10 protein-coding genes are annotated in these 13,236 nt (G+C 44.6%); 8 read left to right on the forward strand and 2 right to left on the reverse strand.

The annotated features are described in order from the left end of the window. Nucleotides 1–2,136 (reverse strand): glycosyltransferase, encoded by a 2,136-nt coding sequence (locus T541_RS0101055; protein ID WP_026650959.1) that lies wholly within the window; start codon nt 2,134–2,136, stop codon nt 1–3. Nucleotides 2,137–2,292: 156 nt separating this feature from the next. Between T541_RS0101055 and T541_RS0101060 the strand changes: the two genes are divergently transcribed. The 5 genes from T541_RS0101060 to T541_RS20420 are packed head-to-tail and all read left to right on the forward strand — an operon-like array spanning nt 2,293 to nt 7,723. After that, entirely contained in the window at nt 2,293–3,477 is a 1,185-nt protein-coding gene (locus tag T541_RS0101060; RefSeq protein ID WP_026650960.1) for a CgeB family protein, read from the forward strand. A 20-nt stretch (nt 3,478–3,497) separates the two neighbouring features. Continuing rightward, a complete protein-coding gene (locus T541_RS20415) occupies nt 3,498–4,586 on the forward strand; it encodes a glycosyltransferase family protein (RefSeq protein ID WP_051538015.1) in 1,089 nt (362 codons plus the stop codon). Nucleotides 4,587–4,598: 12 nt separating this feature from the next. Then, nucleotides 4,599–5,609 carry a hypothetical protein gene (locus T541_RS0101070; protein WP_026650962.1) on the forward strand — a complete coding sequence of 337 codons (1,011 nt, stop codon included), beginning with the start codon at nt 4,599–4,601 and terminating at the stop codon, nt 5,607–5,609. A gap of 26 nt (nt 5,610–5,635) precedes the next feature. Next, the gene (locus T541_RS0101075; protein WP_026650963.1) at nt 5,636–6,679 is read left to right on the forward strand and encodes a glycosyltransferase family 2 protein; all 1,044 of its coding nucleotides are present in this window, start codon (nt 5,636–5,638) and stop codon (nt 6,677–6,679) included. A 36-nt stretch (nt 6,680–6,715) separates the two neighbouring features. Beyond that, nucleotides 6,716–7,723, forward strand: coding sequence for a DUF6492 family protein (locus tag T541_RS20420; protein WP_051538016.1), 1,008 nt, complete (start codon nt 6,716–6,718; stop codon nt 7,721–7,723). 18 nt (nt 7,724–7,741) lie between these two features. Here T541_RS20420 and T541_RS0101085 read toward each other — a convergent pair whose 3' ends face one another. Continuing rightward, nucleotides 7,742–8,263, reverse strand: a complete 522-nt coding sequence (locus T541_RS0101085) for a hypothetical protein (RefSeq protein WP_026650964.1) — start codon at nt 8,261–8,263, stop codon at nt 7,742–7,744. 124 nt (nt 8,264–8,387) lie between these two features. On the opposite strand from T541_RS0101085, the gene T541_RS0101090 reads away from it, so the two are divergent. The 3 genes from T541_RS0101090 to T541_RS20425 all read left to right on the forward strand — a co-directional run bounded on the left by T541_RS0101090 (nt 8,388) and on the right by T541_RS20425 (nt 13,231). Further along, on the forward strand, nt 8,388–9,596 hold the full coding sequence (locus tag T541_RS0101090) for a glycosyltransferase family protein (protein WP_026650965.1): 1,209 nt from the start codon (nt 8,388–8,390) through the stop codon (nt 9,594–9,596). 12 nt (nt 9,597–9,608) lie between these two features. Then, on the forward strand, nt 9,609–10,775 hold the full coding sequence (locus T541_RS0101095) for a glycosyltransferase family protein (RefSeq protein WP_026650966.1): 1,167 nt from the start codon (nt 9,609–9,611) through the stop codon (nt 10,773–10,775). A 548-nt stretch (nt 10,776–11,323) separates the two neighbouring features. Then, entirely contained in the window at nt 11,324–13,231 is a 1,908-nt protein-coding gene (locus T541_RS20425; RefSeq protein ID WP_051538017.1) for a glycosyltransferase family 2 protein, read from the forward strand. The last annotated feature ends 5 nt before the right edge of the window (nt 13,232–13,236 follow it).

The raw sequence follows: 13,236 nt of genomic DNA on the forward strand, positions 1-13,236 counted from the left end.
TTAACCTAAGAATTCACAGATACTTTTCTTTTCGTCATCAGAAAGGTATCTGTTTTCTTTTATGTCAGGGAAGTTCTCTTTGATGTAATCTACGAGGATTGCCAGGTTGTCTGCAGGTATGGGGTCAAAGGTTCCTCGCATGTAGTTTACAAGATTTGAGAAGACTTTCTTGTAGTAGACGAGGGCGATTTCCTCATTGAGAGCATCATAAATGTCCATGGTTTTGTACTCATCTATGGCCATGGCGAAGACATGATGGACATCCATGTAATATGATTTGATTTTTTCAGACTTCATGATGCCTTCATTGTTCTGATAATAGTGATAATATTTCTCGGGGATAATCTGCCATGCGCTGGAGTAGGCGACAGACATGTAGGTAAAGTATATGTCCTCCATGCGATAGCCCTCAGGGAAGCGAAGATTATCATTAGGTAAAAGAAATGATGATTTATAGAGTTTACCCCATGGAGCCGTAAAAAATGCGTTATCTACAAAGAGCTGGCGAAGTTCGTCATTGTTCTCAAGGAGAGTGAAGTCGCTGGTAAATACTGGAGCATCTGTTGTAGTGGTGTTTGCACTATCTGAGTTGTTGGCGCTGGCGTGAATATATTTGTCCTGACTTGAGTCATCGAATGTATCGAAGTCGCAGGATACAATATCAGAGGGATAGCATTTCTCTGAAAGGAACATCTTCTCAAACATGTCAGGTGCTATACAGTCGTCAGAATCAACGAAGGACACGTAGGCGCCAGAAACATAGGAAAGGGCTATGTTACGAGCTCTGCTTTGTCCACCGTTTTCCTCGCAGTTGATGATACAGATATTTGCAGGATATCTCTTTTCATAGTCTTCGAGAATTTGAAGAGTTCCGTCAGTAGAGCAGTCGTTGACTGCAATGATCTCCAAATGTTCTTTTCCGATGGTCTGATCAAGAACGCTATCAAGACACCTTCCTACGTACTTATCTACGTTGTAGCAAGGAATCACGACACTGATTTTGTCATCGATTATGAAATCTCCCTGCTGAGGGAAGGTGTAGCCTGTGATGAGACGGCCGTTAATTGTGGCGTGGAGCTTGATATAGAAATCAAAGAGGGCGGTGCCGGCATCGTAGTTAGGGACGGTGCTGCGGCAGGCATCTGATGTGATCTTAGGGAATTTGCCTTCGGATATCATATCCAGGATCTTGGCGAATTCATCGATGTCGTTGTCTGGGTAGAGATAGCCGTTGATTCCAGGCTGAATGATTTCGTTGCAGCGGCTGGAAACATTGGCAATGACTGGAAGACCGCAGCTAAGGGCTTCTATGGCCACAAGAGGTGAACCCTCGTACATGGACGACAAGCCGATGGCATAGGCACCCTCTGCATATTTCCAAGGATCATCTGACCAACCGATAAAGTCCACTTTGTCCTGAATGTTGAACTGTCTTGCAAGCCTTTTAAGGTTTCGTTTTTCGTCGCCATCACCTACAAGGATAAGCTTCCAGTCGGTGTGGGCTTTAGCTATGGCGCTAATCATGATTCCGATATTTTTTTCAAGGGATAGCCTTCCTACGAAGAGGAGGGTTCCCGGTTTATCAATTTCAATCTGGTGGATTTTGGAAAGGTCAGCAGGGTTGTTGATTCTGTAGATTACGGCCTTAGGATCCGCAGCCTTTATGGCGTTGGCAATCTCGTTGCTGATGGCAAAGTGAAGGTCGGCGTACTTAACAAAGTCGCCGCCGCCAAAGTTAGAGATTTCATACATTTTAAGGGGAGCGTGAAGCCAGGATGCCACAAGGAATTTTTCGTTGGCACCTTCAGAGACCATCTTGGCAACGTAGCTCATCATGGGCCAGGCGGTTGCCAAAGACAGGTTGGGAGATCCATTCTTTTTTATATAATCAGAGTAACCATCTATGAAAGCCTGAACATTATGGTCTTTTCTTGTTGTGTAGACATAGTTAAACTCCATGCACTCATCTGCCCATGAGGAGCCTTCATAGACCATCTGAACTATTCGGACGCGCCAGCCCTTGCTTACAAGGAATCTGCCCAACATGTTAATGCAGTTCTCACCGCCGCCGCGGTTAGCTACTGCCACCAGGATATCTATTGTGGGTTTGAAGTTGTAGGTGATGGTTAGTTTCATAATGATCGCTCCAAAGTATATGTCATGAAATATGAGTTAATGTTCTTGATTTGATGAGCAATATATGGAGAATTCATATCTAGTATTATGATATAATTATATCAAAATAACGAATATCATTAAAGAAAGTGTTAGTTCTTTTAACGGAGCAGCGGTATGAACTATAGCCAGATTAAATGTTTGGATGTAAAAACCAGTGATCTAATGCTGAACGACCTTATCTGGGGCGTTCTGGAGCTTGGCTGCGAGTGTGAGCAGATTGAGCTGGGTATTGAGACCAATGATTTTGAAGAGAAGGCAATCCAGGAGTTAAAGGATTTCATTGACTCAGAGAAGATTGACATTGCTATGACTATGGATTTCTGCCCTTCTATTGCCAGGGCCTGCGCAGAAAAAGGGGTGCCCTACGCTGCCTGGATCTACGATAGCCCAATTCAGGCTATTTTCCACGAAGAAGCAAAGCAGGATACAAATTATTTCTTTGTTTTTGACAGGTACCAGCTTGAGGAATTCAAGAAGCTGGGATTTACACATGTTTATTATTTGCCGTTGGCTGCCAATGTGACCCGTACTGGGCAGCTGAGCATTACCAAGGAAGATGAAAGGGAGTTTTACTGCGATATTTCTTTTGTGGGAATGCAATATATAGACGGAAGATACGCAATGTACAGGGATAGACTGGAGCCGGAATTTAGGAATCAACTGGAGGGATTTGCCCTTAACATGCTGGGGCACTGGGATAAAGAGGACAGGGTTCATGAGAAGATGCCTCAGGAGCTTATAGATGCCATGGTGGGGTTATCTGAGGACGAGCCTGTAAAGCTGACCGGTATGCCTAATCGCATCTATTTTGAATCTGTGGTGGTTCCAAGGGCTGTGGCATACACTGAGCGCCGTCTTATGATAGAGAAGGTTGCTGACCTGCATCCTAGATGGTATGGCTCCAAGGCTGAGGAAAAAGATATGATTCCAGGAGTTGAGTATTTGCCGCGCCTTACCTACGAGGACAGGCTTCCTAAGGCTTACTACCTGTCCAGGATTAATCTGTCCACATGCCTTCATAGTATTTCATCGGGACTTCCACTTAGAGTTTTTGACATTATGGGTGCTGGAGGGTTTATTCTGTCTAATTACCAGCCAGAGATGGATGATCTCTTTAAGGTGGGAAAAGAGATTGTGGTCTATCACGATTTCGATGAGATGAAGGATCTTGCTAAGTACTACCTTAAGCATGAGACAGAGAGGCTTCAGGTGCTGGCAGCAGGATACAAGAGGGTTTGCAGGGATTATACATTCCCTGTTGGAGTGAAGAGGATTATAGATACGGTGTTTGCTGGTTAAGAAAATGAATTGGAGCATATATGAATCACGCCGATTTATACAGGGAAACGGAGCAGATTTGGCAGCTTAAGGATCGAAAGAGGCTGGCTGAATTCCTTGAGAAGAACGAAGACAGCTTCATGTCCAAATATGACGATATTGCGTACTGCTATTTCTTTTCCAAGATAGAATTGGAAGATGAAGGAGCGCCGGGACTTCTTTTTACAGGAGAAAGCCTTGCGGAGGTACTTCATAATATTGTTGTGCTAAGGCGTTTGCTACAAAGGCTTGAGTGGTGTAACGAATATCCTGTAGAAGATTTTTTGCAGGTTGCCGTTTCAAAGGGGATTACTCCCGAGGAGCTTTATTGGCTTGCTGAAGCTTGTTCTATACGACATGAGCATCTGCTTGCGAGAATTAATGGGGAAGCGGATTATCTGCCAGACGAACCTGAAAAGGCTTACTACGACAATTCTAAGAATCATAATTTAGATATTTCTTTTATCTCATGTACCAATAATGAGGAAGAGTTTGCGGAGATGGAATACTACATCCGAAGGCTCCATGTTCCAGATGGATGCAACGTGGATGTGCTTGGAATAACGGATGCCAAGTCCATGTGCGCAGGTTATAACGAAGGAATGCAGGCTTCATCGGCAAGTATTAAAGTATATCTCCATCATGACGTCAGGATTGTGGATAGATTCTTTTTGCATTACATTCTTAATGTTTTTGATAGTGATCCTGATATTGGGATTGCTGGAATGGTTGGAACAAAGACATTTGCTGATGACGGAGTAGTGTTTCACTCGGGATTAGAAGGTGCCTGGATAGAAGGAAAATCAGTACATACGCAGGCCAACATCTTTTATGTCGAAAAGAAAACAACGCCAGTGTTGTTGGTGGATGGGCTGCTCTTGGCGACTAGAGTAGACATACCTTGGAGAGAGGATCTGTTTGATGCATGGCATTTCTATGATGCTTCCCAGTGTATGGAGTTTAAAAGAGCTGGATACAAGGCGGTAGTTCCATATCAGGAATCACCATGGTGCTTGCATGAGTGTGGATGGAGTAACGTAGAAAACTACTTTAAGTATTCAGAAATTTTTAGGAAGGAATACTTTGGCTAATGGAGAAATATTATGGATAGCCTTGAGATTCTTGGGAAGATAAAAGGTCTTTTACAAGTTAATAAGGGCTTTGTTAAGCAGATACCAGTGGAAGATGTGGTGTCTTGCGTTTATGTGGAAGTTTATGGGCTTAGGCAGTTGTACTCTGCGGAGCATTTTGCAAGGCTTGAGGGTAGGATCAATGAGTATGCAGCAACTATTACCAGCGCCAAGGAAAGTGGCGATGCAGATGGGGTGCTGGCGATTCTGGATAAGCTTGAGGCCATTATTGAGACTATACCGGACCAGGAAATTTCCCAGTCTTTTATAGAGGAGGCTAACTTTGATAAGGCGCTGCTGCGGCATAGGAGTGAAAAGACCGCGGTGGTGATTGGAGATTCTCATGTGAATTTCTTTAGTGGGAATGAGGATTTATCTTTTATTCCTATTGGACAGAATGTGAATACATGTCAGCAGGTAAATGGATTGCCTCTAACGGTGCTACATTTGGGACCATGCCTGGCGTTTAAGAGTAATCAGTACGGATCCACCAATATGTTCAGGGAGAAGCTGGACTGGCTCATTGAGGAGTTCATTACTGAGAAGTCAAGGATTATTGTGTGCCTTGGAGAGATTGATATAAGAGCCCATGTGTTTAAAGAGGTGGAAAAGCAGGGTGTTTCCTATGAGGAAGTGGTGGATGGCATAGTGGCAAACTACTTCGAATTTCTTGATTTTCTTGCCGGTAAGGGCTTTGAAGTTACCTGCTACGGACCTGTTGCTTCCCAAAGGGACTCCTGGCCTACTACTGAGGACCACCCAAGGATTGAATCGGAAAAAGAAAGAAATCTGGCAACAAAGTATTTCAATGATAAGTGCCAGCAGCTGTGTGAACTGAAGGGATATAGCTTTTTTACCATGTTCTACGACATGGTGGATGAGAATATGTGCACCAGGGAAGAATACATGTCCGCGGATATGTTCCATTTGGGACAGTTCGGGGCTGAGAAACTCAAAGAGTTCTGCACAAAGATATGCGATTGATGAGTTGGTAATAAAAGGGGTTAGCTATGAAGAAAGTAAGCGTGATTATTCCCTGCTACAACGTGGAAAATTTAATAGACAGGACCTTGAAGTCTCTGGAATCGCAGACCGTGGGTATAGATGCCCTGGAGATAATCTGCATTGACGACTGTTCCACAGATGGAACTTTTGGACGATTGAAGGCATGGGAAGAGCGGTATCCTGAGGATATCATGTTGGTTCAGCTGCCCACGAACAGTCGACAGGGAACGGCCAGGAATGTGGGGCTTAAGTACGCCACATGTGATTATATTGCCTTTATTGACTCTGATGATTGGGTTGAGAAGAACTATATCGAGAGGATGCTGTTCTTTGCTAAGGAGTATCAGGTGGATGTGGTTCAGTGCGAGCTTTTGAGGGATCCGTCCTTGGAGCTTAGCTATATTGATGATCAGAACAAGTACAGGAAGCAGGAGGATATCCTGATTCGTGTTAATAATGACGAGGACAGAAAGAGAGCCTTTCACGCCAAGGTCATCAATAATAATCCGCCTAGGAAGCTGATCCGTAGGGACTTGCTGGTGGATAATGAGATCTACTTTTCTGAGGGGCTTGCCTATGAGGATTCTTTCTGGGGCGCGCTTCTTAACCTGTATATGAAGAGTGCCTATGTTTCCTTTGAAGTTCTTTATCATTACTACATTAACGACAGTTCCACGGTGCTTTCAAAGAATGAGATTTATCACATAGATCTTTTGACAAATCAGATCAAGCTGTGGAACGAGTTCATACGCCGCGGGTTCATGGAGAAGTTCAGGGATGAAATCGAGATTGAGCATGTGTATTCCTGTGCGCTGATTTTCTGGAAGATGATCGCGCTGCGCTATGACGAGCCTCCTTATTCGCTGTATCGCTTGCTTTGTGCGATTGTGCAGGAGCATGTGCCGGATATTATGAACAATCCCTATATGAAGAAGGGGGAACTTGATGAGTTCCATTCGTTGGTGTTTAAGAGCTGCCTGACAGAGATGAGCAGGGAGGATTTCAAGAATTTCGCGGAGAGCGTGAGGGGCGGATATTCGACGATGTAGAGATATGTGCGAAATGACGACGAGAGAGATCTGAAGATGGATGAACACAAGTTTAAGACCATAATTGTCATAACAAAACCGGACTGCGAAAGGGTGCTGCCGCTGTATCCAAGGCTTGTTAAGAATATCGGATACGGACAGCTTTGCTTTGTTGGGCCTGCTGAAGTTGGAGAGTTGATCGCAGGGTCTGAGATTGCAGGCAGTGCTGAGTTTATAGATGAGAATGATGTGATTCCTTTTGGGGAGGTGCATGCTCTTGTGGCTGAGAGGATGAAGGATATTCTGGCTGGACGAGAGCTTCCAAGGGGGATTACTGGCTGGTATTATCAGCAGTTCCTTAAGATGCAGTATGCGTTTAGGTGCGAGGATGAGTACTATCTTGTGTGGGATGGAGATACGATTCCATGTAAGGAATTGGTGATGTTCCAGGAGGAAAGCGGAAAGCCGTATCTTGATCTTAAGCATGAGAACCATCCTGAGTATTTCGAGACCATGGGTGTGATTCTGCCTGGACTTCACAAGGTTATTGGCAGGAGCTTTATTTCTGAGCATATGCTGATGAAGACTGAGCTTATGAAGAAACTTGTCAGGGATATTGAGGCCAATGATGCTCTGCCTGGCACGAAGTTCTGGGAGAAGATCATGAATGCAATTCCTCCTGAGAAGATACAGAGTTCTGCCTTTTCTGAGTTTGAGACCTATGGAACTTATGTGGCTTTGCGGGAGCCTGATGTGTATAAGCTTCGCGACTGGCATTCTTTCAGGCTTGGCGGCGAGTTCTTCAAGGTTGACACTATTTGTGATAGGGATTTTGAGTGGCTTGCCAAGGATTTTGGAGCCATTTCCTTTGAGAAGGGGCACTTTGTCAGGGAGGATAACGCTGGGCTCTTTGATAACCCATACTATCAGGAGAAGCTGACGCCTAAGCAGATGCTGCAGGCCGCGCAGCAGGAGTTCCAGGAGGGCTACAAGGAGGTCTGGGCCGATGATCCTGAGCTGATGAAGGGCGCGAATGTGAGTAGCGGGGAATATAATAAGGGGTGAAAACTTGAGACTTGCGGATTAAAATGCTTCTGCGAGGTTCTTTATCCGCAAGTCTGGAATAACGTGGATATACGGTATATCTGAGTTTGCAGTAAGGAGTAGTTCTTTTGCCCCATCGGATTTGCAGACAAAGTGCATAGAGAGGCTAAGGGGCTTGCCTTTAAGAATGGATAAATCCTGCCCTTCTGCATCGCTAGAATTCAGGACCGGGTCGTCACTAATCACATGTATTTGCAGAGCATGGATCTTGTTATATGCGATGGAATCCATCAATGTTGTCATGTTAAAGCCAGCCAGGTTCTCAGTTATGAGAAGGTCTGGTTTGAAATTCTCGAGCTGGGACATGATGTTGTCGCCTGCTTTACATTTGAATAATTTGATATTTGTGGCTGTTACACCAGAATCTGTATCGGAAGACTCATCTTTTGTATGGCTGTAAATAGTGTCATTTACACATTCTGCCAGCATTTCTCTAATCTCATCTGTGATATTCTCTATGTTTTTCGCGAAATAATCATTGGAAACAATAGCAATATTCATAATATTCCCCAAAACATGATAAAATATATATGATAATACGAATTATTAGTAACGACATTAAATAGATGTAATGGAATTCTGGATACACTATTAGTATAACATCGATTCATTGCGAAGGGCTCATATGAATATTCTTTTATTCGACATGGGAAGCTATATGTACTACGACATCAGGTCCTGTCTGGAACAGATGGGGCATGAGGTTAGGACTGTCTATTATAGCTTTGAAGACCGCCTTGAGGATGATTATTTCAGTACTTGTTTTGTGCAGAAGATAGATGAAAAGCCGGTGGATCTTATCTTTAGCATCAACTTCTTTCCACTGGTGGCGCAGGCTGCGAAGGAAAAGTCAATTCCCTATGTTTCATGGACCTATGATTCTCCCATCTCTGAAGATATAGTTAGTTATTTTGAAATGGATACTAATTTCATATTCCTTTTTGATAGGGCGGAAGCTCTTGGATACAGGGATAGAGGCTACTCAAGGGTGTTCCATATGCCGCTGGCGGTGAATGTGGAGAGGATACGCAGGGCTGCGGATGGTGAGATTAGTGATGCGAATACTGCAAATCATAGCGATGCTGATGATGGGAATGCTGGAAGAATTGATCCTTCCAAGTACGCCTGCGATATTTCATTTGTGGGGCAGTTGTATGATAAGCAGATTCTGACTGGACTAATGATGGGCATGGACGAATACGAGAAGGGCTACATCGATGGAGCAATGAATGTTCAGTTGAGTATCTATGGAGAAGATCTGCTGTCCAAGATGATTAGCGGGGATCTGGTAAACAGGATCAACAAGTCTTATGAGAAGAGGGAGCTTCCGGGGCGACTGTCGCGGACCGGACTTATTACTGCTATTGAGAGGCAGATAACCTTTGCTGAGAGGGTGACGCTTCTTGGAACCTTTGGAGAATACTTTGATACGAGGTTTTATAATACATCAAATTTTGATTTTGGCAGCGACGTGAAATTCATGGGACCAGTTAAGTACATGAATGAGATGCCAATGGTGTTTAAGAATAGCAAACTTAATCTGTGTCCTGCTATCAGGAGTATTGTTTCCGGAATTCCGCTGCGGGCGCTGGATGTGATGGCTTCTGGTGGAGCTCTTTTATCCAATTATCAGGTGGAGCTGGCGGAGAGCTTTGTGGATGAGCAGGATGTGATCATGTACACGAGCCTTGAGGAGGCTTTTGAGAAGGCTGGATACTACCTGGAGCATGAGGATGAGAGGCTTGAGATTGCGCGGAATGGGCAAGCTAAGGTGGCTGTAGAGTTTGAGCTTGGTAGGAGACTAGAGCAGATTTTGAGTGCGATTAAAGGGTGATTGGAAAAACGCATGAACATAGTGTTTTGCAGGTATAGAAATGTCTGTGAGCCAGACTATATCGATGCTTTTGCGGCGCTGGGGATTAACGTGGTGGAGCTTAATCTATCAGAAGTTGGTGGAGAGGAGCTCTCTGAGCGGGCTGCGGCCCTTGGGGAGATTTTCAGGAAGAACACGCCTATGTTTGTGTTCTCCATCAATTTCTTTCCTTATGTGTCGCTGACCTGCAAGAGTCTTGGAATTATCTATGTTTCCGTCAGTGTGACTTGTCCCATGATGGAGATTTTTAATACTACTATCAGGAATGCTTGTAACAGGGTGTTCCTCTTTGACAGGGCTCAGTATGAGGCGGTTTGCGATGAGAATCCGCAGGGGATTTTTTATCTGCCACTGGGAGCTGGAGTGGACAGGATTGATGCGCTTCTTGGGAATGAAGCCAGTTATAAGTATGATGTGTCTTTCGTTGGCTCTCTTTATAACGAGAAGGATCCTTTCGTTGGGCTGACGATTTCTGAGGATAAGAAGAAGGCTTATGAGGAGCTGATGATAAGGCAGATTGAGGCCACGGCTACAGGTCAGGATCTGCTTGAGGGCGAGATTGGACCTGAGGATGTGGCGCTGATCAAGGAGAATGCCGAGAGATTCTATCCTTCTGATCTGAGCGTTTTCAATATTGATGAATATGTGGCGGTGAATAATTATCTGAGCCCGCATATGACCTATCTTGAGAGGGTGAGGCTTCTTAATGGCATTGCTAAGAATTGTAGTGGGAAGATAGATTTGTTTACCCAGAGTGATACTGCGGAGCTATCGGGAGTTGTGGTGCATGGCGGAGTGTCTACGCTGGATGAGATGCCTTATGTGTTCCGTCAGAGTCGCATAAATCTCAATATTACAACCCGTTCCATCAAAACTGGAATTGCCCAGAGAGTATGGGATGTGCTAGCTTGCAAGGGATTTCTTATCAGCAATTATCAGGATGAGATCCCGGATTTCCTGGAGATCGGGCGGCACCTGGTGTGCTATGAGAGCGAAGCAGAGCTGTATGAGCTGATTGACTATTACCTGGATCACGAGGACCAGCGGCGTGAGATCGCGGAGGCTGGATACTTGCAGGTTAAGGCTCAGGGCAAGGTGCTTGATAGAGTTATGGCGATTGTAAGGGCGATTGCAGGGTAGGAATAGATGAGGTAATCAACTTAGAGTCGGATGCTTTAGGCAAGGTGCTTGAGATAAGCGAGTTGGAATTAGATGAAAATACAGAAAAATGCGGTGATGCTGGATATTTTTTGTATATGTATTGTCATGGCTCAGTTCTTGGATGGCGAAAATACAGAAAATGGGACATGATTGGTGAATTTTCTGTATGAGCATAAATTGTGAAATGGAAAAAATACAGAAATATAGGATGAGGTGGTGATTTTTCTGTGCAGGTCATATTTGTATTTGCGCGTGAGTACAGAAAAACAAGGGCCGCAGCGATTTTTCTGTACTGAATGGTGATTTTTAGTTATGAATGTTGAGAGCCTGTACAGAAAATAAGCATGGCAGGTACTTTTTTCTGTGAAATTGGGCATTTGATTTTTGGGGGTGTACAGAAAAATAGGGCAGACATCGTTATTTTCTGTGAAATCAGGAATCTGGATTTTGAACTGTACAGAAAAACAAGAGAAGTACGGTTATTTTCTGTAAAAGTGGTGCAGATTAGACAGCTGGCAGGGTGAAGCATGGACAAGATTAGCGTAGTAATTCTGTATACAAGTGAAGAACAGGATGTGGCAAGGTCCTTTGAGAGCGTTATTGGTGGAGCGGGCGCAAGTGTTGAAGAGCCTGGATTCAACAGCGGTGGAAACCCATCAGACGACGGCAGCTACGAGCTGGAGGTTGTGCTGATGACGCTGGCAGGGAATGCTGCGCTCAAGGACAAGGCTAGCGTTATTGAGAGCAAGGCTCCAGAGCAGGTGGTGCTTGTTGAGGCTATGGATACCTGTGGGGATGCCAATGTTGTAGAAAATGACAGTGCAGGAAATAAGACAGGAACAGCAGATGTAAAGGTTGGCACTAACCATGGCGCCCTGATGGACATCGGCGTTAACTACTGTAGCGGCGACTATATCTTATTTATGATAGCTGGAGATGTACTCCACGAAAAGCTTCTTGGTGCACTCAATAGAACCACCAGTGAGAATCCTGTAGACCTGGTGGGATATGGAATCACCTGGGCTGAGAAGGAATTCCAGGATTTTAACGATGATCCATTTGATGAAGCTAACCAGGATACACAAGTTTTTGTGGATGATTCACCAGCTGAAATGTGGAAAAGGGCTGACTATATCTGGAAAAATGTGGATAACAGCTATCTTGGATATGCATATAACAGAGAATTCCTGATGGCGTCTGGGATTAGCTTTGCTACGGATTTGTGGGACAGGGATGCAAGCGCGGTTACGACGCTTCTGTTTATATGCGGTTCAGTGACTAAGTTTAGAAATCATGGATATTGTAAGCTTATGGCTGACGCGACAGAGGAGGGCAAGCGTATCTCCGACAACCTAACCAACCAGACCGCCTGGTACGAGCTGATGATGTCCATCCCAGAGATTGCGGCAAATTACAAGAGCTTGATAGAAGCTCTCTTTATAAAGAATTACTATCTAAGATCCATCGACATTGCTAGAGCATCGGGCTCTTCCAAGGCGCTGCCACTGTCTGTCTTCAAGATTATGCAGTTTGTGTGTCTTAAGATAGCGCCCAAGTGGATAGAGAACGAGTACCTGTATGGCTTGTCGAGATTTGACCTCAACATGTTAAATGCGCTCTATACAGAGTTTGACTCCGACGAAGACCTCTGGAACGTAATTGGCTCCGATTCTCTTGTGAGTGTCATCATCACAACCTACAACAGAAGTCACATTCTTCCTAGAGCCATCAGAAACATGCTGGGGCAGACTTATCAGAATATAGAGCTTATCGTGGTGGATGATGCTTCCAGCGATGGCACAAAGGAGGCAGTGGAGACCATTAAGGACGATAGGCTCCGCTATATCCGTAACGACAACAACATAGGAGTATCCCATGCCAGGAACCTCGGAATTGAAGCGGCCCGCGGCACATACATTGTTTATCAGGACGACGATGATCTGTCCAGGGTGGATAAGCTTGAGAAACTCCTGCTGACAGCGGAGCGAAGCCCAGAAAACGTAGGCCTTGTGTATCACGAGACCATTAACCATATCAAGAAGGCAGAGAAAATAAACGACCAAAAAGCTATCGTAATCCCAGCCAGAGCCATGGCGGATGTTAAGAAGAGAGGTTTCATATTCCCGGCCCTCCTGCCATGGAACTTTGTAGCCTGCACATCAATGATGATTAAAAAGAGCTGTTTTGATAAGGTTGGAACCTTTGATGAGAGCTTGTTTGCATTTGAAGATTGGGACATGACACTTAGAATTTCCAGGGAATTTGACGCGGAGTTTATTAAAGAACCGCTTTACGATTACTTCCAGAGCCCTAATGGACTGCTTTTTGCAGAAGACGAGGGACACAGAGAAAAAGTGGTTAAGGCTCTGGCAGCCATAGATAAGAAATTTGAAGAAGACCGTAAGCAATACGGAATCGAGTCAATTGCGAGATAAGAGAC

The organism is Butyrivibrio proteoclasticus P6B7 (assembly GCF_000622085.1).
In the GTDB taxonomy this organism is placed as follows: Bacteria; Bacillota; Clostridia; order Lachnospirales; family Lachnospiraceae; genus Butyrivibrio; species Butyrivibrio proteoclasticus_A.